The sequence below is a fragment of the Bradyrhizobium sp. AUGA SZCCT0222 genome, from assembly GCF_018130205.1.
In the GTDB taxonomy this organism is placed as follows: Bacteria; Pseudomonadota; Alphaproteobacteria; order Rhizobiales; family Xanthobacteraceae; genus Bradyrhizobium.
In genome coordinates this window covers 1-25,657 of the sequence record NZ_JAFCLX010000044.1, presented here as the reverse complement: position 1 = coordinate 25,657, position 25,657 = coordinate 1, and the positions used below count along the sequence as shown (strand labels likewise).

25 protein-coding genes are annotated in these 25,657 nt (G+C 63.0%); 19 read left to right on the top strand and 6 right to left on the bottom strand.

From position 1 onward, the window contains the following. Window positions 1-17 precede the first annotated feature (17 nt). Window positions 18-911 (top strand): dioxygenase family protein, encoded by an 894-nt coding sequence (locus JQ629_RS28795; RefSeq protein ID WP_212415483.1) that lies wholly within the window; start codon window positions 18-20, stop codon window positions 909-911. Here JQ629_RS28795 and JQ629_RS28790 read toward each other — a convergent pair. Beyond that, on the bottom strand, window positions 904-2,631 hold the full coding sequence (locus JQ629_RS28790) for an FAD-dependent oxidoreductase (RefSeq protein WP_349631336.1): 1,728 nt from the start codon (window positions 2,629-2,631) through the stop codon (window positions 904-906). The two genes, JQ629_RS28795 and JQ629_RS28790, sit on opposite strands and share 8 nt — an antisense overlap. Before the next feature lie 19 nt (window positions 2,632-2,650). Beyond that, entirely contained in the window at window positions 2,651-3,307 is a 657-nt protein-coding gene (locus tag JQ629_RS28785) for a GntR family transcriptional regulator (protein WP_249135342.1), read from the bottom strand. 250 nt (window positions 3,308-3,557) lie between these two features. Here JQ629_RS28785 and JQ629_RS28780 point away from each other — a divergent pair, with 250 nt between their 5' ends. From JQ629_RS28780 to JQ629_RS28710, 15 genes are all read left to right on the top strand, one after another. Further along, a complete protein-coding gene (locus JQ629_RS28780) occupies window positions 3,558-4,574 on the top strand; it encodes a TRAP transporter substrate-binding protein (protein WP_212415482.1) in 1,017 nt (338 codons plus the stop codon). A 73-nt stretch (window positions 4,575-4,647) separates the two neighbouring features. Then, window positions 4,648-5,154, top strand: coding sequence for a TRAP transporter small permease (locus JQ629_RS28775; RefSeq protein ID WP_212035857.1), 507 nt, complete (start codon window positions 4,648-4,650; stop codon window positions 5,152-5,154). A gap of 22 nt (window positions 5,155-5,176) precedes the next feature. Continuing rightward, the gene (locus JQ629_RS28770; protein WP_212415481.1) at window positions 5,177-6,457 is read left to right on the top strand and encodes a TRAP transporter large permease subunit; all 1,281 of its coding nucleotides are present in this window, start codon (window positions 5,177-5,179) and stop codon (window positions 6,455-6,457) included. A 26-nt stretch (window positions 6,458-6,483) separates the two neighbouring features. Beyond that, window positions 6,484-6,969 (top strand): type II 3-dehydroquinate dehydratase, encoded by a 486-nt coding sequence (locus JQ629_RS28765; protein ID WP_212415480.1) that lies wholly within the window; start codon window positions 6,484-6,486, stop codon window positions 6,967-6,969. A gap of 3 nt (window positions 6,970-6,972) precedes the next feature. Then, window positions 6,973-7,626, top strand: coding sequence for a hypothetical protein (locus JQ629_RS28760; RefSeq protein ID WP_212415479.1), 654 nt, complete (start codon window positions 6,973-6,975; stop codon window positions 7,624-7,626). Next, on the top strand, window positions 7,626-8,435 hold the full coding sequence (locus JQ629_RS28755; RefSeq protein WP_212415478.1) for a sugar phosphate isomerase/epimerase family protein: 810 nt from the start codon (window positions 7,626-7,628) through the stop codon (window positions 8,433-8,435). The genes JQ629_RS28760 and JQ629_RS28755 overlap by 1 nt, the downstream gene beginning before the upstream one ends. A gap of 76 nt (window positions 8,436-8,511) precedes the next feature. After that, window positions 8,512-9,450: a LysR family transcriptional regulator gene (locus JQ629_RS28750; protein ID WP_212415477.1), complete on the top strand. Its 939-nt coding sequence runs from the start codon at window positions 8,512-8,514 to the stop codon at window positions 9,448-9,450. A gap of 122 nt (window positions 9,451-9,572) precedes the next feature. Continuing rightward, window positions 9,573-10,454 (top strand): shikimate dehydrogenase, encoded by an 882-nt coding sequence (locus tag JQ629_RS28745; protein ID WP_349631335.1) that lies wholly within the window; start codon window positions 9,573-9,575, stop codon window positions 10,452-10,454. Window positions 10,455-10,510: 56 nt separating this feature from the next. Further along, a complete protein-coding gene (locus JQ629_RS28740; protein ID WP_212415475.1) occupies window positions 10,511-11,650 on the top strand; it encodes an ABC transporter substrate-binding protein in 1,140 nt (379 codons plus the stop codon). Between the two features lie 176 nt (window positions 11,651-11,826). Then, entirely contained in the window at window positions 11,827-12,702 is an 876-nt protein-coding gene (locus JQ629_RS28735) for a branched-chain amino acid ABC transporter permease (protein ID WP_212268771.1), read from the top strand. Next, window positions 12,699-13,697 carry a branched-chain amino acid ABC transporter permease gene (locus JQ629_RS28730; RefSeq protein ID WP_212415474.1) on the top strand — a complete coding sequence of 333 codons (999 nt, stop codon included), beginning with the start codon at window positions 12,699-12,701 and terminating at the stop codon, window positions 13,695-13,697. Before JQ629_RS28735 ends, JQ629_RS28730 begins: the two co-directional genes overlap by 4 nt. Beyond that, a complete protein-coding gene (locus JQ629_RS28725) occupies window positions 13,694-14,437 on the top strand; it encodes an ABC transporter ATP-binding protein (RefSeq protein ID WP_192736421.1) in 744 nt (247 codons plus the stop codon). The genes JQ629_RS28730 and JQ629_RS28725 overlap by 4 nt, the downstream gene beginning before the upstream one ends. 22 nt (window positions 14,438-14,459) lie before the next feature. Continuing rightward, window positions 14,460-15,200, top strand: coding sequence for an ABC transporter ATP-binding protein (locus JQ629_RS28720; RefSeq protein ID WP_212415473.1), 741 nt, complete (start codon window positions 14,460-14,462; stop codon window positions 15,198-15,200). Between the two features lie 37 nt (window positions 15,201-15,237). Then, window positions 15,238-17,067 carry a tannase/feruloyl esterase family alpha/beta hydrolase gene (locus JQ629_RS28715; RefSeq protein ID WP_212415472.1) on the top strand — a complete coding sequence of 610 codons (1,830 nt, stop codon included), beginning with the start codon at window positions 15,238-15,240 and terminating at the stop codon, window positions 17,065-17,067. A 79-nt stretch (window positions 17,068-17,146) separates the two neighbouring features. Then, window positions 17,147-18,070, top strand: coding sequence for a DMT family transporter (locus JQ629_RS28710; RefSeq protein WP_212415471.1), 924 nt, complete (start codon window positions 17,147-17,149; stop codon window positions 18,068-18,070). A gap of 3 nt (window positions 18,071-18,073) precedes the next feature. Here the strand turns inward: JQ629_RS28710 and JQ629_RS28705 are convergent, their stop codons facing one another. Genes JQ629_RS28705 through JQ629_RS28695 form a run of 3 tightly spaced genes read right to left on the bottom strand, consistent with a single transcriptional unit; the run spans window position 18,074 to window position 21,295 of the window. Beyond that, window positions 18,074-19,633, bottom strand: coding sequence for an MDR family MFS transporter (locus tag JQ629_RS28705; protein WP_212415470.1), 1,560 nt, complete (start codon window positions 19,631-19,633; stop codon window positions 18,074-18,076). Window positions 19,634-19,635: 2 nt separating this feature from the next. Beyond that, the gene (locus JQ629_RS28700) at window positions 19,636-20,823 is read right to left on the bottom strand and encodes an HlyD family secretion protein (RefSeq protein ID WP_212415469.1); all 1,188 of its coding nucleotides are present in this window, start codon (window positions 20,821-20,823) and stop codon (window positions 19,636-19,638) included. Next, the gene (locus JQ629_RS28695) at window positions 20,816-21,295 is read right to left on the bottom strand and encodes a MarR family winged helix-turn-helix transcriptional regulator (protein WP_212268781.1); all 480 of its coding nucleotides are present in this window, start codon (window positions 21,293-21,295) and stop codon (window positions 20,816-20,818) included. Before JQ629_RS28695 ends, JQ629_RS28700 begins: the two co-directional genes overlap by 8 nt. 153 nt (window positions 21,296-21,448) lie before the next feature. On the opposite strand from JQ629_RS28695, the gene JQ629_RS28690 reads away from it, so the two are divergent. Both JQ629_RS28690 and JQ629_RS28685 read left to right on the top strand, forming a co-directional pair. Next, entirely contained in the window at window positions 21,449-21,934 is a 486-nt protein-coding gene (locus JQ629_RS28690; RefSeq protein ID WP_212268782.1) for a Fur family transcriptional regulator, read from the top strand. A 32-nt stretch (window positions 21,935-21,966) separates the two neighbouring features. Then, window positions 21,967-22,908, top strand: coding sequence for a DMT family transporter (locus JQ629_RS28685; protein ID WP_212415468.1), 942 nt, complete (start codon window positions 21,967-21,969; stop codon window positions 22,906-22,908). A gap of 161 nt (window positions 22,909-23,069) precedes the next feature. Here the strand turns inward: JQ629_RS28685 and JQ629_RS28680 are convergent, their stop codons facing one another. After that, window positions 23,070-23,936 (bottom strand): sulfurtransferase, encoded by an 867-nt coding sequence (locus tag JQ629_RS28680; protein WP_212415467.1) that lies wholly within the window; start codon window positions 23,934-23,936, stop codon window positions 23,070-23,072. A gap of 327 nt (window positions 23,937-24,263) precedes the next feature. Between JQ629_RS28680 and ispG the strand changes: the two genes are divergently transcribed. Further along, window positions 24,264-25,547: a flavodoxin-dependent (E)-4-hydroxy-3-methylbut-2-enyl-diphosphate synthase gene (gene ispG / locus JQ629_RS28675; protein ID WP_212415466.1), complete on the top strand. Its 1,284-nt coding sequence runs from the start codon at window positions 24,264-24,266 to the stop codon at window positions 25,545-25,547. The last annotated feature ends 110 nt before the right edge of the window (window positions 25,548-25,657 follow it).

Genomic DNA, 25,657 nt, shown 5'->3' with positions numbered 1-25,657 from the left:
GCCGCAAGGAGCGCGGAATGATCATCGGGCGCGAGCAGGATGTCACGGTTGCAGCGTCTGCCGTGATGGAGCGGACCTCCGATCCGCGGCTGCGCGAGATCATGGTGTCGCTGGTCAAGCATCTGCACGGCTTTGTCCGTGACGTCAGGCTGACCGAAGCCGAATTCCGCGAAGCCACCGCCGTCCTTGCCGAACTGGGCAAGCAATCGACCGACACCCACAATGAAGTCGTGCTGATAGCCGGCTCGCTCGGCGTTTCCTCGCTGGTGTGCCTGCTCAACAATGGCGATCAGGGCAACACCGAGACGGCGCAATCGCTGCTCGGGCCGTTCTGGCGGCTGAATTCTCCGCGCATTGCAAACGGCGGCTCGATCGTCCGGTCCGACACGCCGGGCGCGGCGCTGTTCGTCACCGCCCGCGTCGTCGATCCCGCCGGCCATCCGATTGCGGACGCCGAGGTGGATATCTGGCATGCTTCGCCGGTCGGTTTGTACGAGAACCAGGATCCTGAACAGGCCGAGATGAATTTGCGCGGCAAGTTCACGTCAGACGCCGACGGGCGCTTTGCGTTTCGCTCGGTGATGATGGTCGGCTATCCCATCCCGACCAATGGCGTGGTCGGACGGCTCTTGAAGGCGCAGGACCGGCATCCCTACCGGCCGGCGCATCTGCACGCGCTGATCTTCAAGCCAGGATTCAAGGTTTTGATTTCCCAGGTCTATGATCCCGCCGATCCGCATATCGACAGCGACGTGCAGTTCGGCGTGACCAAGGCGCTGATCGGCGAATTCGTGCGGCATGACGAGGCGCATCCGACTGCAACCGATGTCGGCTCGCCCTGGTATTCGCTCGACTATGTCTACCGGATGGAAGCAGGTGAGGCCGTGCTACCGCGGCCGCCGATCAAGTAACACCCAGCTCGTTCGACTTGCCCGCGATATCCATCGCCGCGCGCCATGCAAACACCATGGCCGGGCCGATCATGGTTCCCGGACCGGGATAGGTGCCGCGAAAAATCGAGGCGGCGTCGGCGCCGGCGGCATAGAGGCCGGCAATCGGCTGTCCTGTAGACGTCAGCACCCGGCCGTTGCTGTCCGTGCGCAATCCCGCGCTGCTGGCGAGGTCGGAAGGCCAGACTGCGACTGCGAAATACGGACCGGGGCCGATCTTGCGCAGGCAGGGATTTGGCTTGTTCGTGGGATCACCGTTGAAACGGTTGAGGTCGCTGGTGCCGCGGCCGAAATCCTCGTCGACACCGGTCTCGGCAAAGCGATTGTACCGTTCGATGGTGCCGGCCAGAGCGCCGCCATCAACGCCGATGGCCTGCGCCAGTTTCGCGATGCTGTCGCCCTGGAACAGATAGCCCGACTTCAGGAAGCGCGTGAGGTCGCGGGTCCCGGGATGGATCAGGCCAAGGCCGTAATCCCCGACGAAACTCCGGTCGCAGATCAAATAGGACGGGATGCTCGGCACTGTTTGATGCGCCCGCAGCATGCCCTCGACGAAGTCATGATACGAATTGGCTTCGTTGACGAAGCGCACGCCTGACCTGTTGACCGCCATCAGCCCGGGCTTGGCGCGATCGAGCATGATGTGGGGAAACACCGAGAGGTGGCCGTCGTCTTGCCGCATCACCGAGCTCGGCATCCACAATGCCGGGCTCCTGATGTCCTGCGCAATCTCGCCATGCGCGCGTTCGCCGGCGAGAATGCCGTCGCCGGTGTTGCTGTCCGGCGACATCGAATAGCGCTGGGTGTCGTCCGGAAACAGCCGGTTGCGCAACTCGCTGCTCCAGCCAATGCCGCCGGCCGCCAGCACGACGCCCCGTCGCGCGCGAATGCTGATCTCGCGATCGTTTGTCGTGAACACCGCGCCGACGATTCTCTCGTCGTCCTCGATCAGCTCGCTGAGCTGCGTCTGGTAACGGATGTCGATGGCCTGTTGCTTTAAACTGTAGAGCAGCCGCGCCACCAGCGCGTTGCCCATGATCAGGCGGGTGCCGCGCGGATGCCTGATCCGATCCAGCGCCTGCCGCGTCAGCAGGCGCGTCGCGTTCGAAAAATTAGCCCAGGAGCGAAACGGGTGCAGCAAGGACGGAATATCCGTCTTGCCGACCATCATGCCGCCGAGCACCATGAATTCACGGCGCGGTGGCCGCACCCGCGCAAAGTCATCGCCGAGTTTTCGTCCGTCGAACGGCATGACGCCGAGCGCCCGGCCGCCAAGCGCGGCGCCGGGCTGGGCGTGATAGTCGGGATGAACCGGTGGCGGCGCAAACGCCACGCTGGTTCTTTGCTGGAGATAATCGAGCATCGCGGGCCCGGTCGCGAGGAAGGCGGCGAGCCGCGCATCGTTGGCGTCATCGCCCAATATCGCCGCAAGGTACGTTCTCGCGGCCTCGATGCTGTCGGGCACACCGGCCGCCTCGCTCTGCCGGCTGCCGGGTATCCAGACCGTTCCGGCCGAAGTCGCGGTGGTGCCGCCGACCATGCCGGACTTTTCGCAGATGATAACCTTGAGGCCTTCGAGCGCGCCGACCAATGCTGCCGTCATGCCCGCCGCACCTGCGCCGATCACCAATAGATCGATCTCGGCATCCCACCGGCGGTTATCTGTTTGGCGGCCGGTCACAACAACTCGACCGAACGGCTCATTTCAGCGTCCCGATCGCGAGCGCATGTGCCACGCAGCTGTTGATATGATCGGTCAGGATCGATTTTGCGCCCTCGACATCGCGCTTCAGCGCGCAATCGAGCAGCGCCTGGTGCTGCGCTATGGTGGCGCTGCCGCGGTATTGCAGGGCGTAGCGGAAGTACTTGTCGAACACGACCGAGTGAGTCTGCATCAACTCCCGCGAGCCGCAGCTCGAGATCAGGGCCTGGTGGAATTCACCGTCATAGCGCTTGCGCAGTTCGGGATCGTCGCCCGCGGTGAGGATCGCGCGCTCGGTCGCCGCCAGCTTGTGATGGGCCGACACCACGCGGCCTTCCCATTCCATGTCGCCGGCCCGGAACGATTCGGTCATCGCGTGATGTTCGAGCAGGATTCGCAGCTGCGCCAGCTCGCGCAAATTCTGGATCGAGACGGGAGCTACCTCGAATCCGCGCTGGCCTTCGGCAACCACAAAGCCTTCCGAAGCCAGCCGGTTGAGAATCTCGCGCAGCGTCGAAACGCTGAGGCCGTAATCCTCCTTCATCGAGTCGAGCTTGAGCCGTCCCGACGGGTTGAGCACGCCGAAGATGATGTCGGAGCGAATGCGGTGATAGCCGCTGTCGCCGGCCGACATCGGGGTCTGCTGCTGCTCCATGATCGTCAATGTCTATCCCGCTTTTTGGGCCTGCAAAGGCTGACGCGACTCGCCGGCGAGCATAGCCGCGAATGGCGGCCCCTTGCCGCAAACTACGATCACATGGTGAATTACATAACATCATATATTTCCATAACTATCATTTGACAATCATTTCGTTATATGGTTTCCACCGAAAAGGACCGGCCAGACACCAAAAATCGCAGCAACAAGCTGCGGCTGGGCACCGGATTTGCCAGGGGAGGATGAGATGAAGCTGTTTGCAGTTCTGTCCGCAGCCGTGTTCGGCGGGGCGCTTTTGATCGGCACCGCATCCGCGCAGGAGGTCCAGGAGCGGACCATCCGCTGGGGACACCTCAACAACACCGATCACCCTGTCAGCTTCGGCGTGCAAAAATTCGCGGAAATCCTGCTCGCCAAGAGCGGCGGCAAGCTGAAAGTCCGCGAGTTCGCTTCATCCCAGCTCGGCAACGAGTTGCAGCAGCAATCGGCGCTGCGCGGTGGTACGCAGGAGATGCTGTCGGCGTCCACGACCTCGCTCGCGACCGTCATTCCCGAATTCGGCCTGCTCGACTTCCCGTTCATCGTCAACACCACCGACCAGGCCGATGCGCTGGTCCAGGGCGCATTCGGCAAGGCGATGATCGACGCGCTGCCGCAGCGCGGACTGGTCGGGCTCGGTTATTGGGGGCTCGGCTTCCGCAACGTCACCAACAGCAAGCATCCGATCGCCAAGCTGGAAGATTTCGCCGGCCTCAAGCTGCGCGTGATCCCCAACCCGGTCTATCTGGAGTCCTTCAGCGCCTTCAAGGCCAACCCGATCCCGATGGCGTTCGGTGAGCTCTACTCGGCGCTGGAAACGCGCACGGTCGATGGCCAGGAAAATCCCTACACCGTGATCCTGTCCAACAAGTTCTTTGAGGTCCAGAAATACGTCTCCGCCACCGGCCATACCTTCACCGAGAACATCATCATCGTCAGCAAGATTTTCTGGGACAAGCTGTCGCCGGCCGAACAGAAGATGATGCAGGAAGCCTACAACGAAAGCCGCGCCTACCAGAAGGAGCAGACGCGGCTGCAGACCGAGAAGGCGCTCTCCGAATTGCAGGCCAAGGGCATGACGTACAACGCGGTGGCGCCGGAAGAGCTGGAGCGCATGCGCAAAGCCGTCCAGCCGGTGGTCGACAAGATTTCTGCGGCCCTCAAGCCTGATACGGTCAAGCTGTTCAACGCGGAGCTTGATCGCGTCCGCAAAGAGGTCAAGTGACGCGCCGCTGATATCGGCGAAGCAGGGCCGGTATCCAGCGGCCCTGCACGAACTCCAGCTCCAGACGGCGCCGATGGGACGGATACTCGACCTCTATTGCGCGTTGCTCAAGGGCGTGATCGCGCTGTGCCTCGCGGTCATGGTGGTGCTGGTGTTCGGCAATGTCGTGCTGCGCTACGGTTTCAATTCCGGCATCACGATTTCGGAGGAACTGTCGCGCTGGATGCTGGTCTGGCTGACGTTTCTGGGCGCCATCGTCGCCGTGCGCGAGCATTCGCATCTGGGCGTCGATACGCTGGTGCGGATGCTGGGACCCCTGGGAAAACGCATCTGCTTCGTCATCAGCTACTGCCTGATGCTGTATGCCGACTGGCTGCTGCTGGCGGGTAGCTGGCGCCAGACCATCATCAACATCGATGATCGCGCGCCGGCGACCGGTCTGTCGCTCGGCATCTTCTATTTCGTCGGCGTGATCTTCGGCGTCTCGGTCGGAATCATGCTGCTCTATGATTTGTTCCGCGTCGTCTCCGGCCAGGCCAGCGAATCCGAGCTGGTCGCTGTCAAGGAGGAGGACATTTGATGGCATCGCGGGGGCGCCGCACATGACCATCGCGGTCTTCACCTTCTCGTTGCTCGGCGCCATGGCGCTCGGCATGCCGATCGCCTTTGCGCTACTCATCTGCGGGGTCGCGCTGATGAGCACGATCAACATGTTCGATTCCCAGATCGTGGCGCAGAACATCATCAATGGCGCCGACAGTTTCCCGCTGATGGCCATTCCCTTCTTCATGCTCGCCGGCGAGATCATGAACAAGGGAGGGCTGGCCAGGCGCATCGTCAATGTCGCCCTCGTTGCGGTCGGACATTTCCGCGGCGGCCTTGGCTATGTGACGATCCTCGCGGCCTGTATCCTCTCATCGCTATCGGGATCGGCCGCGGCCGATGCCGCCGCGCTCGCAGCCGTGCTGGTGCCGATGATGGTGGCGGCCGGACACAAGAAGATCTACGCGGCAGGACTTGTGGCTGCGAGCGGCGTGATCGGTCCGGTCATTCCTCCCAGCATCGGCTTCGTCATCTTCGGCGTCGCCGCCGGCGTGTCGATCTCCAAGCTGTTTCTCGCCGGTATCTTTCCGGGGCTGATGATTGGTGCCGGCTTGTGCGTCGCCTGGTGGTGGGTGGTCCACAAGGAAAACCTGACGCCGCCGCCGCGGGCATCGTTCAAGGAAGTTGCCCACGCCGTGATCGACGGCTTCTGGGCGCTGATGTTGCCGGCGATCATCATCGTCGGCTTGCGTTTCGGCATCTTTACGCCGACCGAGGCCGGCGTTGTTGTCGCGGTTTATTCGCTGTTCGTGACCACCTGCATTTATCGCGAGCTGAAATTCTCGCAGCTGTACGGCGTCTTCGTCTCCGCCGCCCTGACCACCAGTATCGTGATGTTCCTGGTGGCGGCGGCGCTGGTCTCTTCCTGGCTGATCACGGTGTCGGAGATTTCAGCCCAGGTGGTCGACCTGCTGAAGCCCTTCATGGCCAACAAGACGCTTTTGATGTTCGCGATCATGGTCATCGTGGTCATCGTCGGCACGGCGCTCGATATGACGCCGACGATCCTGATCCTGACGCCGATCCTGATGCCGATCGTCAAGGCGGCCGGCATCGACCCGGTCTATTTCGGCGTGATGTTCATCATCAACAATTCCATCGGCCTCATTACGCCGCCGGTCGGTATCGTGCTGAACGTCGTTTGCGGCGTCTCCAGGATCAGCATGGAAGATATCATCAAGGGCGTCTGGCCGTTTATGATCGCCCAGCTTATCGTGCTGTTTCTGTTGGTGCTGTTCCCGGCATTGGTGACGGTCCCGGCCAAGTGGCTTGCCGGCTAGTTCGCATACAAAGAGAAGGAGCCACGATGGCCACCAAGATCATGATCCTGAACGGGCCCAATCTGAACTTCCTGGGGATCAGGGAGCCGCATATCTATGGCCCGACGACGCTGAAGGAAATTGAAGCAAGCTGCGAGGCGGTGGCGAAATACCTTGGCGTCACGGTCTCGTTTCACCAGTCCAACCTCGAAGGCGAACTGGTCAACTGGATCCAGTCGGCGCACGGAAACTACGATGCGCTGATCATGAACCCGGCGGCCTATTCATTCACGTCGGTCGCGCTGATCGACGCGCTCAAGATCTTCGAGGGCCCGAAGTTCGAGGTTCACATCTCCAATATTCATGCGCGGGACGAATTGCACCGGCATTCGATCACGTCGAGCGCGTCCACCGCCGTGATCTGCGGTCTTGGTCCTTACGGATACATCGCGGCGATGCTGGCTGCCGTTCAAAAGCTGGGCAAGCTGCCGGATGCCGTTCCCGCCTCGTTGCATGGCCTCAAGGGGAGATAGCGCATGCGCGGCGCAGGCTTTCTGGCAATCTGGAGCGATGTCGAGCCCGACCATCTCACCGACTACCGGCACTGGTTGACGCGGGAGCACACCACCGAGCGTGTGACGACCAAGGGATTTTTGGGCGTTCGCGTTTTCCGCGCCGCACGGACTGACATTGCCAGGTTCTTCATTCTCTACGAACTGGAAGCCCCCGAGGTGCTCGACGGGCCGGCTTATCTGGCGCGGCTCAACGCCCCGACGCCGTGGTCGCAGCGCACCATGCCCCGGCTCGGCAATTTCATTCGCGGCGGCGGCGTCCTGGCTGTCAGGGCGGGTCGCGGCGAGGGATCGACCATCGCCGCACTGCGCATCGAACGTCTGCCGGAGAATCCCCGGCAACTCGCCGACGCCCTCGTCGCGCTCGACGGCATTGCCGCGGTGCAGATCGGGGTGACCGATCTGGCCCGCACCTCGGTGCCGACGGTCGAGAAGGGCATGCGGAAGGATGAGGGCATCTTTGCCGGCCTCCTGATCATCGAGGCGCTTGACGAGACGGCGCTTGGTGGCGCATTGCGTCGAGCAACTGAAATGGCGCCGGACTTGTTCAGTGGCGGTGAGCCGGAGGTCTATCAGGGCATGTTCGCACTCGACGCCCGTATCGCAGACTTTGAATAATGCCGTCGTTCTCGCTCGCCGCGCTGACCGTCCTCGATCTGGCGCCTCCTGCGCTGATCGACATAGCAGCTAGCTGCGGTTATGACGCCGTGGGGATTCGCCTGCTGCCCGCGATGCCCGGCGGCATTGCCTATCCGCTGGATGACAAAGCGAGCCTGAACGAAACGCTGGCCCGGCTGGACGCGACCGGCATCAAGGTAGCCGACCTCGAAGTGGTCGCGCTCAGGCCCGAAACCGGGATTGCCGGCTTCTCCGCCTTCTTCGAGACCGGTGCGCGGCTCGGCGCCAAGCACATCCTGGTCGCGGGTTACGATCCTGATCTTGCCCGGTTCAGGGATAGCTTTGCGAGGTTTTGCGAGGCCGCTGCCCCATATGGGCTGACGGCCGATCTCGAATTCATGCCCTGGACCTATGTCCCGGATCTGGCGACGGCCAACAGCATCGTCGCGCCGATGGGGCAGGCCAATGCCGGCATCCTGGTCGATGTGCTGCATTTCGAGCGGTCGAGGAGTTCAACCGCCGAACTTGCGCGCGTGCCGGTCCACCGGCTGCATTACTGGCAGTTATGCGACGGCCCGGCCGAGCGGCCCACCACGAACGACGAACTGATCCATGCCGCCCGCCATGAGCGGATGTTTCCGGGCGAGGGCGGCATCGACCTCGTGTCGCTGGCGCGTGCCATGCCGGCGGATATCACCATCAGCCTCGAAGTCCCGACCGCCGAGCTTGCCAAGACCATGGGCCATAAGGATCGCGCCCAGCGCGCGCTGGATGCAGCCAAGGCCGTGATCGCGGCGGCCAAACCCTGAGAAGGCGTTGATAAGGTCATTTGCGCCGATCGAACATGGGAGTATCTCTCAGGTTCACCTTCGAAAGTTGCTGCACATGATGACGCTGCGCCAGGTCGAGGTTATCAGGGCCGTGATGATCACGGGTACGATCGGCGGGGCGGCAAAACTGCTCAACGTGTCGGCGCCGGGCATCAGCCGGCTGGTGAAATATACCGAGCGCTCGCTCGGCATCCGCTTCTTCCAGCGCCAGAACGGGCGCTATTTCCCGACCTCCGAAGCGCAGAACATTTTCGAGCAGATCAATGGCGTCTACAAGAAGGTCGACGATCTCACCGAAACCATTTCAAAGATCGGGCGCGGCACGTTGTCGGAATTGCGCATCGGCTCGGTGCCGAGCATTTCCCAGATCATGGTGCCGCGCGCGATTGAGCGCATCCGGCGGCGCTACCCCGATCTGCGCATCGACATCAACATCCTCAAGATCGAGGAGGCGATCGACTATCTGTTGCTCGGCAAGGGCGATTGCGTCGCCATGAGTTATCGGCTCGACCATCCCGGTCTCGATTTCATGCCGCTGGCGTCAGGTGAACTGTTCTGCATCGTGCCGCAGGGACACGAACTGGCGGGTCGAAAACAGGTCACCGCCGCGGAGATCATCCGCTATCCCCTGATCGGCATCGACCCCAACGACCCCTACGGGCGCATCATGGCCGAGATCTTCGCGCGCAATAAATTGTCCTACGACATCACGATCCGGGCGCGGTTCGGCACCACCGTCTGCGCGTTGGTCAAGGCGGGGCTTGGAATTGCCGTCATCGATCAGTTTACCGTCGCGCATGGCGGTTATCCCGGCGTGGAAATGCTTCGGATCGTGGAGCCCACGAGGTTCGACACGTATATCGCGGTGAAAAGAGGCGCCTCGCTTTCGCTGCATGTCGAGCATTTCATCGAATGCCTGCGGTCGGAAATGCGGGCGCTGGAGCCCAGCCGGAAAAGTCCGGCGACGGCGGCATCGCGCGGCCGAAAAAAATAACATCAAGTTATGTTTGTGGAATAAATGGGTAATTGTGTTATCTGGCGAAGGCGGTATCGTTTGCGCGGTTTTGGTGCTCTAAGCCGCGCGATCCCATGTTGATACTGCGAGACCATAGCGACGTGTCCAAACGCCCAGCTTCGATCGGTCAAAAGTTTCTCACCGGCCTGATCGGGGCCCCGATTGCGCATTCGGCGTCGCCGGCGATGCACGAGGAGGCGGCCGCTGCCCTGGGTATCCGGTGTCATTATCAACTGATCGAGGTCGCGGGCCAGGGCTCGGCTGAATTGCGCACGTTGCTCGACAGCATCAAACGCATTGGTTTTGCCGGGGTCAACGTGACGTTTCCTTACAAGGAAGCCGTGATTCCGCTGCTCGACGATTTGTCGCCGGCCGCGCGCGCGATCGGCGCGGTCAATACGGTTGTCGTGCGCGGCAGCCGGCTGGTCGGATACAATACCGACGCCACGGGGTTCGAGCGTGCGGTCGCCAATCTTGTGAAGGCATCGGGTCATGGCCCCGTTGCCCTGATCGGCGCCGGCGGCGTCGGCAAGGCGATTGCGCATGCGCTCGCGGCGCTCGGTGTCGCCGAACTCAACATCTGCGATACCGACCGCGCCAAGGCCGAACAGATTGCGGCGCAGTTGCGCGGCCGCCAACCGGTGAGGATTGCGCAAACCGTGGAAGACGCGTTGCGCGGTGCCGTCGGCGTGGTCAACGGAACGCCGATCGGCATGCTGCCGGATCGCGGCACGCCGGTGCCGGAGGCGCTGTTGCGCCGCGACATCTGGGTGGCCGACGCGGTCTATTCACCGCTCTGGACGCCGCTGCTGACGGCCGCCAAAGCCAGGGGCGCCGAGGTCATGACCGGGCGCGATCTCGCGATCCATCAGGCGGCGGATGCCTTCGAATTATTCACGGGAATGAAGCCGTCGATTGTCGAAATGGGGAATGCATTCGACGCCGTGATGGCAAGGCGCTACTCTGCGACATCGGACGCGTAGCCAACGACAAGGCTCGCGTCGACAAGATCAAAAGATCACGACAACAGGGGATGGAAATGAAAAAAGGAATTTTGGCAGGTATCCTGCTCGCGACCATGACGGCTGCGGCGGCGTTGGCGCAGTCCGGTGCTCCCATCAAGCTCGCCAATGTGGCCGAACTGTCCGGCGGCGGCGCCACGGTCGGCACCAACTGGAAGAACGGCATCGATCTTGCGATCGAGGAAGTCAACGCCAAGGGCGGCGTGCTCGGCCGCAAGCTGGAAGTCACCCACGCCGATTCGCAATCCAACCCCGGCGTGGCGCGCGCCCAGGTCCAGAAGGCGCTCGACGGCGAGCCCTACGTCCTGCTCGGCCCCGGCTATTCCGGATCGGTCAAGGTCACGGCGCCGCTCGCGGCCGAAGCCGGCATCGCCCAGATCATGGGCGGCGAAGCCGCCGAACTGACGCAGGGCGGCAACAAATTCCTGTTCCGCACCTCGTTCGGTCAGCAATCCTCGATGCCGAAGGTCGCCAAATACATCAACGACGAGGTGAAGGCGAAATCGGTTGCGATCGTCTGGGTCAACAACGATTTCGGCCGCGGCGGACGTGACGTCATCACCAAGGAATTCGCCAAGCTCGGCGTCAAGGTCGCCGCCGATCTTTCCACCGAAGCAGGTCAGGCCGATTTCGCTGCCGACGTCAGCAAGATCAAGGCCGCCGCGCCCGACGCGGTCTTCATCTATCTGAACGAAGAGGAAAGCGCCCGCATCCTGAAAGAGCTGAAGCGTCAGAGCGTCACCGTGCCCCTGATCGGTGAAACCACGCTGGTCGGCCAGAAGGTGGTCGAACTGGCGGGCGATGCGGCGAACGGTGCCCGCGGCCATGTCGGCCTCACCACCGATGCCCCGGTCGACCTGATCAAGGCGTTCAAGGAAAAGTTCGTCAAGAAGTACAATTACGTCCCTGACCATAATGGCCTGAAGGGCTATCTGGCGATCTACATGATCAAGGCCACCACCGAGAAGATGGGCAAGGTCGATTCCAAGGCGTTCGCCGATAACCTCCATGGCCTCACCATCAAGGCGGCCAGCGAGCCCGGCATCCTGATGGATGCGACCTTCGACAAGAACGGCGACATCGATCGCCAGGGTTTTCTGGTCGAGATCGTCGATGGCAAGCAGGTCATCAAGCAGGTGCTGCCGAAGCTCAACTAAGGTACGGACCTCATCCTGAGGCGCTCGCCACCGGGTCCGCGCGAAGCGCGGCCCGATGATAAACTCCGCAAGCGTCTCGAAGGGTGGATAGCAAGGTGGTATCGCGGCCATCCTTAGAGGCGCGCGCAGGAGCGCGCTCCTCAGGATGAGGTCGGAGTAAAGGTCGGGGTAAAGGCATGTCCAATCTGCTGGATCTTCTGATAGCGGGACTGGCGACGGGCGCGATCTATGCCATCGTCGCGGTCGGCTTCACGCTGCTGTGGCAGACGTCACAGACCATCAACTTCGCGCAGGGCGAATTCGTCATGCTGCCGGCGTTCCTGATGCTGGCGGCGATGCACGTCGGCGCGCCGTTCTGGCTCGCGATCGTCATCGGCATGCTGCTGTCGATGCTGCTGCTCGGCCTCGGCTTCAAGATGCTGCTGGTCGACCCGATGCTACGCCACGGCGTGTTGCCGCTGGCAATCGCGACCATGGCGCTGGCGATCGGCATCAAGGAAGCCGTGAAACAGTTCTTCAGCGCCGAAGCCTCGCCGTTTCCCTCCATCGTGCCGGCTGGTGATATCTCGATCCTCGGCCGCCAGGTCGCGTTGCAAAGCGTCGGCGTGCTCGCGCTCGCCATCGCCGCGGTGGTCGGATTGACCATGCTGTTGAACCGCACGTCCATTGGCCATCAGATGCAGGCCACCGCACAAAATCCGACCGTCGCCCGCATCATCGGCATTCCCGTCGAGCGGATGATCCTGCTGACGTTCCTGATCAACGCTTTTCTGGTAGCGCTGGCCTCGCTGCTGATCACGCCGATCTATCTCGCCAAATTCTCCAGCGGCGAAGTGCTGGGGCAGGCGGCGTTCATCGCGGCAATCGTCGGCGGGTTCAACCAGGTGCGCGGCGCGATCGCCGGCGGCTTGCTGATCGGCGTCGTGGACAATCTCGCGGCGGCCTATGTTTCGACGCAATATCGCGCGGCCGTGCCGATGGTGCTCTTGATCCTGATCATCCTGCTTCGTCCGCAGGGACTGCTGGGCCGCGCCGAGGAGCGTACGGTATGAGCCTGCTCAATCGATATTGGCGCGTCGCGCTCGGTGTGGTCGTGATCGCGGCCCTGATCATCGCGCCGATGTACCTCAATCGCTACGGCCTGTTCATCCTGAGCCAATGGGCTGTCATGACCATCGCCGCGATGGGGCTCAATCTGACGCTGGGCTATGCCGGCCAGGTCTCGCTGGCGCAGGGCGCCTTCGTCGGCATCGGCGCCTATTCCGCGGCGATCATGACCGCGAACGGAATGCCACTGATCGCGGGGCTCGGCGTTGCCATCGTCCTCTGCTTCGCGATCGGCTGGATCCTCGGCTATCCGGCGCTGCGGGTGCAGCATCATTATCTTGCCTTCGTGACGCTGGCGTTTTCCACGCTCGCCTTCCTGGTGTTCCGCAACGAGAGCTGGCTCACCAACGGCATCTACGGCATCAGCAACATTCCGCGCCCGACGATCCTGGGCTATCCGACCAACCGGCCGTTGCCATTCTATTATGTCTGCCTTGGCTCGCTCGCCCTGGTGTCGTTCGCGACATGGTGGCTGATCCGTTCGCCCTGGGGCCGCGCCTTCGTAGCCTTGCGCGAAAATCCGGTGCGGGCGCTCTCGCTCGGCATCGATACACGGCGCTACACCTTGATGGCGTTTGCGATCGGCTCGGCGCTCGGCGGCGTCGCCGGCACGCTGTATGCGCCGCTGACCCAATACATCGATCCCGTTCCTTTCAATCTGTCGCTTTCGCTCGATCTCTTGATGATGGTGATCGTTGGCGGTTCGGGGTTCTTCTTCGGCCCGTTCCTGGGCGCGATGATCGCGGTGCTGCTGCCGGAATGGCTGCGCTTCACCCAGGGCTATTACCTGATGCTCTATGCGGTCGCCGTGATCCTGCTGTTGATCTATTCGCCGAGCGGCATTCTGGGCATCCTCGATCGCTATCTGACCGAGCGCCGCACCAAGGCCGCCTCCGCGCTGCGCGCGGTCGCGAAATCAGGACTGGAGCCGGCGCCATGACCGCGGTTCTCGAAATCAGCGACATCAAGAAGAATTTTGGCGGCATCAAAGCGGTCGATGGCGTCAGCTTCGACGTGCAGGAAGGCGAAATCCTCGGCCTGATCGGCCCGAACGGCTGCGGCAAGTCGACCTTGTTCAATTGCATTCTTGGCCAGTTGCAGCCGAGCGCCGGCGAGGTGAAGGTCGATGGCAAGGTCGTTACCGGGTTTCGGCCGTCGGATTTGAACCGGCTCGGCGTCAGCCGCACCTTCCAATTGCTTCAGGTGTTTCCAAAACTGTCGGTGCGGGAAAACCTCATCCTCGCCGGCCAGGAGCACCAGGGCAACATGCTGTCGCGGCTGCTGGGTCCATCGGATGCGGGCCTCAGCAAGGCGGCCGATCAGATGATCGAGTTTTTCAAGCTCGGCCATCTCGCCGGTGAACTGGCCGGCGGATTGTCCTACGGTCAGCAGAAATTGCTCGATGCGGCCATGGCCTTCATGGGCGGGCCGCGGCTGGTGCTGCTCGACGAGCCGGCCGGCGGCGTCAATCTGACGATGCTCGGCGATCTCAAGGCGCGGCTGGCCGAGATCAACCGCGAGAAGCGCGCCACCTTCGTCGTGATCGAACACAACATGGAATTCGTGATGTCGCTGTGCTCGCGCGTGGTGGTGATGGCGGAAGGCAAGGTGCTGGCGATCGGTACGCCCGCTGAAATCCGTGCCAACAGCGCCGTCATCGACGCGTATCTCGGCCACTGAACCGGTGGATGAGGGAACACAGATGAGCGAACCCATCCTCGACGTTAAAGGCCTGGTCGGCGGCTACGGCAAGATGACCATCCTGAACGGCACCAGTTTTTCGGTGCCGGCGGGCACCATCACCACGGTGATCGGGCCGAACGGCGCCGGAAAATCCACCGTGTTCAAGGCGATCTTCGGCCTGCTGAAACTGCGCGAAGGCACGATCACGTTCAAGGGGCGTGATGTCACCGGCCTCAGCCAGCGCGAACTGCTCACCACAGGCATTTGCTACGTGCCGCAGGGCCGCAACATCTTCCCGGAACTGTCCGTGCGCCACAATATCGAGCTCGGCGCCGTGGTCGCGGGACGCGATATCCCCGATCTGCCGTCGCGCATCGAAGCGGCGCTCGATCGATTCCCGATTCTGCGCAAGAGGGCAACGCAGCAGGCGTCCACGCTGTCGGGCGGCGAACAGAAGCAGCTCGAAATCGCGCGCGGGCTGTTGCTCAATCCGCAATTGATGCTGGTCGACGAACCGTCGATCGGGCTGTCCCCGCTCATGATTCGGCAGACCTTCGGCATCCTGCAGGATTTGCGCGACCGCGGCGTTTCCATCCTGCTGATCGAGCAGAACGCACGCTCGGCGCTGGAAATTTCGGACTACGGCATCGTGCTCGAACTCGGCCAGACCCGCCTCGTCGACAGGGCCGACAAGGTGCTCAGCAATCCTCGCGTCGGCCAGCTCTTTCTCGGCGGCGCGATCGATCAGCCATCCGCATAAAGCGATAACGACACAAAAATCACGGGGAGAGAAAACGATGTCGATCACACCGGGCAAGCGCATTTGGGCGGTCCTGCTGCTGGCGGCCTGCGGCCAGATAACGCCAGCCTTGGCGCAGCAACTTCCATGCGACGATGGCATCAAGACGGCCTTCAAGCCCGACGCCGACACCACGGTCGTGGCGGTTCGCCAGGTGAAGAAGGGCGAGGAATTAAAGGCGCCAGACGCGCCGCAGCCGGTGACGGCGGCGGCGGACATCTGCCTGGTGAAGCTGCTGGTGGGCCCCGGCGCCACCGCGGAAAAGGACAAGACCGCGCGCTCCTATTCCGAGGGCATCGGCATCGAGGTCTGGCTGCCGGCGCCTGCCAACTGGAACGAGCGCATCCGCAATTATGGCGGCGGCGGATGGGTCGGCGGCGGACATCGCTATGCCGATCAGATCGGCAGCAAGGTTCCGGCCATCGTCAACGCCAATATCGGCTATGCGTCGGGCACCACCGATGCCGGGCAGCCCTGGTACCAGGACGGCTCGTTCACATTCCTCTCCGACGGCAAGCTCAATACCGAGTCGCTGCGCGACTTCTCGGTGCGCGCGATGGTGGAGCAGGCCAACAAGACCAAGGCGCTGGCCAGCCTCTATTACGGCAAGGCGCCCAAATACACCTACTACGACGGCCATTCCCAGGGCGGCCGGCAGGGCATGAAGGTCTTCCAGGAATACCCTGAACTCTACGACGGCTATCTGATCGCGCAGCCTGCGCCGAATATCGCAAAGTTCGGAACGTCCGGATTGTATCCGCAGATCGTGATGAAGACCGAGCTCGGCTTCACGTCAGTGGACAAGGACGCGGCCAAGGCCTTTGCCGCCAAGGTCGCCGCCGCCAACCAGCGCGCCGTCGCCGCCTGCGACACCGCCGGGCTCGGCTTCCTGCTCGATCCCTTTGCCTGCAACTACAATCCCGCGCGTGACGCCGCGGCGCTGTGTGTTGGTGCCACAGGCGATGGCGTGACCGGCAGCAATCCAGATGCCGCGACCTGCATGAGCGCAAAGGAGGCGATGGCGCTGAACCGGATCTGGTACGGCGCCACACCGGACGGTAGTTTCGACGCCGCCCAGACGCCGGACAGCCGCAGCGGCAAGTCGCTCGGCCCCAAACAGGTCTGGTGGGGGTTCACCCGCGGGACCGCGATTGGCGGCCAGATCACGAGCGCCGGCGCTGACAGCGTGGCCCAGGCGCTGCAGGATGTCAGCTATGCCGCCGACGCCAGCGCGACAACGGCCATACCGATCAGCAATGCTTCGACGGCCGTGCGCAACAAATGGCTCGAACTCGATTATGCCGGTCTGGCCGACGCCGTCGCCAGGAACGTCGCGCTGCAGCCGACGCAGTTCAGCAACCTCATCACCGACAAGGCGGATCTTACAAAACTGCGCGACCTCGGCCGCAAGGTGGTGATCTTTACCGGCCTCGTCGACGATGCGATCCCGCCGGCCGGCAACATCAACTATCATGAGCGCGTGCTGGCCGCGATGGGCGGGCACGCCGAGGTGGCGAAGTTCATGCGGATGTATCTGGTGCCGGGCGCCGCGCACTCTTCGCAGGGCCGGGCCTACACGGTCGGCGGCAAGAACGACACCGTGCCAATGCCGAAACTGCCCGGCAATGCCAACCAGACGCCGACGCGCGAGCAGGACCAGTTCTTCACCGCGCTGGTCGATTGGGTCGAGAAGGGCGAAGCGCCCGGCGACATCCTGCTGACCTCGCGCGACAAGAGCGTCAGCTATCCGATCTGCGTCTATCCGCTACATACGACCTGGAACGGTAGCGGGCCGGTAACGCAGGCCACCAGCTTCAGCTGCAGGTAGAGTAACGCGGATCGATGTGCTAGCTGACAGGGGCGGCGGGGCAGGACCGCGCCGCCGGGAATGTCAGAAGCGATCGACCATGGGCGAACCACAAACGGCAACAGGCGCGCGGACGCACGAAGTGCTGGGCCTGTTCGGCTTCCTCCTGGTCGCCACCGCCCAGGTCTCCAACATGATCCTGGCGCGCGGCGTGGCCGGAAGCGTTCCGCCGTTCTCGATCGCGTTCTTCCGCTGGAGCATCGTGGCGCTCGGCCTGCTGCCGGTCGTCGTGATGGCGCGGCGCGAGAAGCCCGCAGCGTTGCGCGGGCAGTGGCCGGGCATCGCGCTGGCCGGCTTTCTCGGCATGTTCATCTGCGGCGGCCCGGTCTATGTCGCCGGGATCACCACGTCGGCGATCAACCTCGCGCTGATCATGGCGCTGTCGCCGATCGTCGTGCTGCTATTCTCCTTTGCCACGGGGCGGGAATCCATTGCCCGCAGGCAAATCATCGGCATGGCGGTCGCGCTGGCCGGCGCGCTCCTGATCATCACCAAGGGACAGGCCTCGGTCGGGACCGGCCTCTCCACCGGCGATCTGCTGGCGCTGCTCGCGATGCTGGGCTGGGCCGGATACACCTTAATGCAAAATCGCGTCGGCCAGGGCGTCAGCTTTTTGGCGCGGATCGGCCTGTTCGCGGCGGCCGGCGCGCTGTTCTCGCTGCCGTTTGCGGTCCATGAAATCTGGCAGACGCCATCAGCGGCCTTCACCGGCCGCGCCGCGCTCGTCTATCTCTTTGCGGGCCTCGTCCCCGGGCTGTTTGCCTACGGGGCCTATGCCTGGCTCGGGGGGCGATTCGGCGCGGTATCGACTTCGCTCAGCCTCTATCTCGGCCCGATCGTCAGCGCGGTGCTGTCGATCCTCTTTCTCGGCGAGGCGCCGACAATCATCCATCTGATCGGCGGCGCGCTCTCGCTTGGCGGCATGTATTTGTGCCTGCGGTCAAAGCCGGGCGAGGCGCGATAGTCTCTACTCGATGACAGCATGATCCGGCGCCACCGACTGCGCACGCAGCGTCGCCTTGGTCGAACCGATCATGATGGCCAGCGGGATCGAGACCAGAACGAACAACATCACCAGCTGGTAGTCCTGCGAGAAGGCGATGATCTGCGACTGCGCCTTGACCATGGCGTCCGCCATGGCGCGGCCGGTGTCGGTGCCAAGATCGATCATGCCGCGCACATTGGGCATCTGCAGGGCGTGGTTGAACGGGTTGATATTTTCCGACAGCCCCGCATAGACCCGCCGCGATCCCTCGGTCAGCTGCGAGATCACGATCGAAATGCCGACCGAACTCGCGACATAGCGCATCAATGTCAGCATCGAGGTGCCGTCGGTGCGCAGATGATTGGGCAGCGTGAGGAACGCCACGGTGGACAGCGGCACGAACACCAGCCCGAACCCGAATCCCTGCAGCACGCTGATCACGACGATCTCGGTGACGCCGGTCTGGTCGGTCCAGCCGGTCATGTAGAACAGCGAAATAGCCGTGATGCTGAGGCCTGTGATGATCAGATTGCGCGCCTCGACAAAGCGCATCATGCGGCCGACCAGCATCATCGCGACGAAAGTGCCGCAGCCGCGGGTCGCCAGCAGCACGCCGGCGGTGATGATGGGATAGCCGATCACGTTCTGCAGGAACGGCGACGACAGCGCCATGGTCGAAAACAGCACCAGGCCCATTACCGCCATGAACACGCAGCCGCCGACGAAATTCTTGTCCTTGAACAGCGCGAACTGGATGAACGGCTTCGAGGTCGTAAACGAATGCGCCAGGAAATAATAGAAACCGATGCCGGCGATGATGAACTCGGCGATGATCTCGTTGGATTCCAGCCAGCCGAGCTGCTCGCCGCGGTCGAGCGCCAGCTGCAGCGATCCGATCGCGACCGCGAGCGCCGTGAAGCCGAACCAGTCGAAGCGCAAGGCCTGGTCCTTTTTGGTCTCGTCCATGAAGATCATGAGGCCGAGCACGGTGAAGATGCCGAACGGCAGGTTGACGAAGAACACCCAGTGCCAGGAATAGGTTTCGGTCAGCCACGCGCCCAGTGAAGGTCCCATGATCGGACCCATCATCACGCCCATGCCCCAGATCGCCATCGCCTTGGCGCGCTCATGCAGCGCGTAGGAATCCAGCATCACCGCCTGCGACAGCGGCACCAGGGCCGCGCCGAACACGCCCTGCAGCAGGCGAAACAGCACCATCTGGTTGATGTCCTGCGCGAGGCCACACAGCACGGAAGCAATCGTGAAGCCGCCCGAGCAGATGATGAAGATGCGCTTGCGGCCGAAGCGGTTGGCGATCCATCCCACCGGCGCGGTCATGATCGCGGCCGCGACGATATAGGAGGTCAGCACCCAGTTGATCTGGTCCTGCGAGGCCGACAGCGAACCCTGCATGTAAGGCAGCGCGACATTGGCGATGGTGGTGTCGAGCGCCTGCATGATCGTCGCCGTCATGGCGCAGATCGTCACCATGTTCCGGCGCAGGCCGGGAACCGCAGCTGGTGACGAGTCCGGCGCCGGCATGGTCAGTCGGTTTCGTGGTTAGCCGCCGCCGGCGTCAAGCCGAGCAGGTGCGCGAGCGAGCGGCGATGGTTGGTGTCGATGCTGGCATAGACGCTCATCCCGGCCTTCAGCTTGCGGACGAACCTGTCGTTCTTGTCGAAATAGATCCGCACCGGAACGCGCTGCACCACCTTGACGAAATTGCCGGTGGCGTTCTGCGGCGGCAGGATCGCGAATTGCGCGCCGGTGCCGGGCGAGAGCGAGCCGACCGTGCCCTTGAACACGTGGTTGGGGAAGGCGTCGACGTCGAGCGTGACGCTCTGGCCGACCGCCACATAGGTGAAGTCGGACTCCTTCGGATTGGCGTCGACCCAGGGGTTGGCGACGTCGATGATGGAAAACACCGGGCTGCCCGCCATCACGAAGCGGCCGAGCTGGATCTGCTCGACCTGCGTCGCGACGCCGTTCATCGGCGCGCGCACGGTGGTCAAATCAAGGTTACGCTGGGCGTCGTCTAGCGCCGCCTTGGCCTGCATGTAGGCCGGAAACGCTTCGAGCGGCAGCTCGGGATCGCCGAGCAGCTGGTTGAGGGCGTTGGATCGTTGTTGTGTGACCAGCTGGCGCTGCGCCTGTGCCGTGACCAGGGTCGTGGCGCTGTTGTCGAGATCGAGCTGCGAGCCGGCCTGGCTCTTGACCAGCGAATTCTTGCGCTCGACGTCCTTTTGCTTGAGCGCGATGCCGGCGTTGACCAGTTCGATGGTCTGTCCGTACAGCTTCACATTGGCGACAAGGGTGTCGTGGCTGACCTTGGCGTCGTCGAGTTTGGAGCGCGCCTGCGCTACCGCGAGGCGGAACGGCACCGGGTCGATCTGGAACAGGGTGTCGCCGGTCGAGACCTGCTGGCCTTCCTTCACGGTCACGTTGATGATCTTGCCTGATACGTCTGACGTGATCAGCACCTTCTGCGCGCCGACATAGGCATCATCGGTGGTCACGTAGCGGCCGCCATTGAGATAAAAGGTAATCCCGGCCACCGCTGACACCAGCGGCAGCACCACCAGCAGCAGGAAACGGCGATAGCGGCGCATGCCGGCCATCAGCCGGCGGCGCGGCTCCGCGGCCAGTTTCGGGCGCGGCGTCGGCGAATCCGGACTGCCCTTCTGTTCGGCAGCCTTCTGCTCGGGGGGAAATTTGAGCACGGGATCAGCCATAGCGCTGTTCCTTCCTGGGCGGTTCGCTGGGCGGATTCTGGACCGCGTTGCGAACGTTTTCCTTGATCAGATCGAGTTGCGACAGCAGGCGGTGGGCATCGGCGGGATTGATGCCTTCGAGCGCGGTCGCGGTGAGTTCGGAGCGCAACCCGGCTAGCTTGCCGAGCAGCGGCCGCGCGGCCTTCTTCAGGTAAAGCCGGTTGACGCGGCGGTCGGTCTCGTCGCCGCGGCGCTCGATCCAGCCATTGTCGCAGAGCTTGTCGATCAATCGCGTCAGCGTGATCGGCTGCATTTCCATCAGTTCGGCGAGTTCCGTCTGCTTCAGGCCTTCGGATCGTTCGACCTTGGCCAAAACCGCCCATTGCGCGCGGGTGATGCCATAGCGCGCCGCCTGCTTGTCGGCATAGGCGCGCATCATCCGCTGCACCTCGCCGAGCGTAAACAGGAAGTTCATATCCACGGAACCGCGCATCGCCAGCCTCCATAAGCTTTGGATATTATAAGCTTGCTTATGAATTCCGCATGCCGGGTTAAGTGTTACCAGCTCCGCCCTCAGAACATGGCTGGTGTCTGCGGAACCACCGGGCTTTGGGATTGGACGCCAAAATGCTACAAACCTGACGCAATGACCCTGGCAAAACCTACCTTTCCCGCACCCGACCACGATCACGGCCGCTGCGCCGCGGACGCGATCGCGCATGCCGAACAGGTTTGCGCCAAGCGGGCGCAGAAATTCACTCCGATCCGGCGTCAGGTGCTGCTGGCGCTGCTGTCCAGCCACCGTCCGCTCGGGGCCTATGAGGTGATCGACGAACTCGCCAAGACGATGCCGCGGCCGGCGCCGATCACGGTCTACCGCGCGCTGGATTTCCTGATGGAAAACGGCCTCGTCCACCGCATCGAAAGCCGCAACGCCTTTCTCGCCTGCGCGCACGACCATGACGCGACCGCGATGGTGGCGTTCCTGATCTGCGACCATTGCGGCTCGGTCGGTGAAATTCCCGCGGCCCCGGTCGCGCAGAGCCTCAATGCGGCGGCGCGCGCGTCCGGTTTTGCGCCAAAGCTTTCCGTCGTCGAGATTGCCGGCACCTGCGCGCATTGTCAGAAATAAGAACGCGGCGCCAAGCCGGGCTACGAGGATAAATGTCGTCCAATCCTGTGATCTCTGCCGCCGGGCGTGCCCTCACCCCGGGCGCTATCGCCTTGATGCTGATGCTGTGCCTGAGCTGGGGTTTCAATCAGATCGCGGTGAAGCTGGTATTGCCTGATGTGCCGCCGATGCTGCAGGCCCTGGTCCGCTCGCTTGGCGCGTTGCCGGTGTTGCTGATCATCGGCTGGTTTCGCGGCGTCAGATTCTTCGAGCGCGACGGCACGCTGTGGCCGGGCGTGATTGCGGGAATGATCTTCGGCATTGAATTCGTGCTGATCTATCGCGGCCTGCTGCTGACGTCGGCGTCGCGGGCCGCGGTGTTCCTGTACACGGCGCCGTTCTTCGTCGCCCTCGGCTCCTATGTCTTTCTCGGCGAACGGCTGCGCGCCTCGCAATGGGGCGGGCTCGCTTTGAGTTTTGCCGGCGTGGCGCTGGCGATCGGCGTGCCCCAGGCCAATGTCGATGCCAATGTGTTGATGGGCGATCTGCTGATCGTCGTGGGCGGCGCGCTGTGGGCGACCACGACGCTGATCGTCAAGGCCACCGCGCTGATCAAGGCGCCGGCGGAAAAGGGGCTCGGCTATCAGGTGGCGATCTCGATCCCGATTCTCGCTGCTGCGGCGTGGATTTCAGGCGAAACCATCACGCACGTTCCCGGACCGCTGTCGCTGGCGCTGCTGGCCTATCAGGCGTTCTGGGTGGTCGGCCTGACGTTCCTGCTGTGGTTTGCGCTGGTGAAAACCTATTCGGCCAGCAAATTGTCGGCCTTCACCTTCATCACGCCGCTGTTCGGCGTGGTGGCCGCGTATTTCATCCTGCACGACACGCTGACGATCGCGTTTGGCGTCGCAGCGCTGCTGGTCATCGCCGGGCTCTATCTCGTCAACCGGCCGGAAGCGGCGAGGGCGGAAGTAGCGCCGGATCCTAATGTGTGATGGGGTGACGAATCTCTATCCCCGTCATCCTGAGGTGCGAGCGTAGCGAGCCTCGAAGGATGAATCGGCCACAGACGGGCCGTCGTCCTTCGAGGCGCGCAAGAGCGCGCACCTCAGGATGACGGGGATAGAGCGTGGCTACTACGTAGAATCGCTGATCCCTAATCCGTCTCGATCGGCAGCGCCTCGTCCTTGGCCCATTCGCCCATCGAGGCGTCGTAGAGCGTGAGGTTGTCGTAACCAAGCCGGTGCAGCAGGAACAGGTCGATGGTCGCCGAGATGCCGCCGCCGCAATAGGCGATCACCTGCTTGTCCTTGCGCAGGCCTTGCGTCGCGAATTTCGCTTCGGCGTCCGCAAGCAGCACGAAAACGCGCGTCGAGGGATCGAGCAAGGTTGCCGCCGATACGTTGCAGCTGCCGGGAATCCGTCCGGGCCGGCCATAGCGGCTCGGCTCCAGTCCCCGGTGGAATTGCGGGCCGAGCGCATTGACGACGACGGCGCTGTGATCGCGGACAGCAGCGAGCACCTCGTCCTTGCCGACGAAAAAGCCGGGTCTCGGCTTTGCCTTGAACTTGGCCTTCTTATATCCCTTCGCGGGCCCGGTCTCGATCTCCCGCTCCTCGGCCTTCCATTTGTCGAAGCAGCCATCGAGAACAGCGACATTGTCAAAGCCGAGCGATCTCAGCATCCACCAGAACCGCGTCGCCCACATCGGCGTGCCGATCGAATAGAGCACGACGCGGCTGTCCGCACTGACGCCGTGCCGCCCGAACGCCGCCTCGAGCTGCGTGATATCAGGCATCATGAAGCGAAGCTCGATGCCCTGTTGGGAGAATTCGCCCTGCAGGTCGAGAAAATCCGCGCCGGGAATGTGGCCGGCCGCGAAGGTCTGGTCGCCGGGCACCGCGATATAGGGCGCGTTGTTGCCTTCGGGCGCCGGTTCGAGATAGGTCGTGCAATCGAACAGCCGCAGGTTGGGCCGGTCGAGGATGCCGGCAAGTTCCGTCGTACTGATCAGCTCCGACATGCCTAAACCTCCCGTTATTTGAATGATGGTAGAGCAGGATCCGGAAAAGTGGGAACCGGTTCTCCGAAAAGATCTCGCTTGAACAAAAAGAGGGTCTCCGACGTCACATGAAAAGCCGCCCTGCCCGGCGCAAGCAGCCCTTTCAATCCGGCGATTCCTGTCCAATATAGCTGACAGGGGAGGCCGAGTGTTGATCGCCCACCTCGAACCGCAATGGCCGGATTAAGTCATTGAAAATACAGAGATAAAAGTCAAATTCGGGTGCGGCCGGCTGGCCCATTCCCGTCCCCTTGGTGAATGTCACCAAAACCTGATATTCGAGACGCCATGAACAAGCCCGAAAAACCGCCGCAAGACGACATCGCCGGCCCCAGCGCCCGGCATAAAACCACCCAGGTCATGGTCGGCAATGTCGCCGTCGGCGGCGGTGCGCCGATCGTCGTGCAGTCGATGACCAACACCGACACCGCCGATATCGACGGCACCATCGCCCAGGTTGCCGCTCTGTCGCGCGCCGGCTCCGAGATGGTCCGCATCACGGTAGACCGTGACGAGGCCGCCGCCGCCGTTCCGCACATTCGCGACGGCCTGCGCAAGCGCGGCATCACCACGCCCCTGATCGGCGATTTCCATTACATCGGCCACAAGCTGCTGGCGGATTATCCGGCCTGCGCCGAAGCGCTCGACAAATACCGCATCAATCCCGGCAATGTCGGCTTCAAGAACAAGCGCGACACCCAGTTTGCCGACATCATCGAGATCGCCAACAAGAACGACAAGGCGGTCCGCATCGGCGCCAACTGGGGTTCGCTCGATCAGGAACTGCTCACCAAGCTGATGGACGAGAACATGCTCTTGCCGAACCCGCGCGATGCGCGGGCGGTGATGCGCGAAGCCATGGTGCAGTCGGCGCTGCTGTCGGCGGCCCGCGCCCAGGAACTGGGCATGCCCAAGAACAAGATGATCCTGTCGGCGAAGGTTTCCGCCGTGCAGGATCTGATCGCGGTCTACGAGGTACTCGCGGAGCGTTCGGATTACGCGATCCATCTCGGCCTCACCGAGGCCGGCATGGGATCAAAGGGCATCGTGGCGTCATCCGCGGCGCTCGGCATCCTGTTGCAGCAAGGCATCGGCGACACCATCCGCATTTCGCTGACGCCCGAACCCGGCGGCGATCGCACGCTGGAAGTCCAGGTTGCGCAAGAACTGCTGCAGACCATGGGTTTTCGAACCTTCGTGCCGCTGGTCGCGGCATGCCCCGGCTGCGGCCGCACCACCTCCACCACATTCCAGGAACTGGCGCGCTCGATCCAGGATTTCATCAGGGAAGAGATGCCGGGCTGGAAAACGCAATATCCCGGCGTCGAAGCGTTGAACGTCGCGGTCATGGGCTGCATCGTCAACGGCCCCGGCGAATCCAAGCACGCCAATATCGGCATCTCGCTGCCCGGCACCGGCGAAGCCCCGGCCGCCCCGGTGTTCGTCGATGGCAAGAAGTTCCGCACCCTGCGCGGCCCCTCCATCGCCGCCGACTTCAAGGCGCTGGTGATCGATTACATCGATCAGCGTTATGGAGCGAATGCCAAGGCGCCGGTGACGGCGGCGGAGTAAACTCTCTCCACACGTCGTCCCACCCTCTCCGTCGTCCCGGCGAACGCCCTAGGGCATGCACACATCTCTAAGGCACCATCCAGCGGCGGCGGCGTGGAAGTATTCGAGGC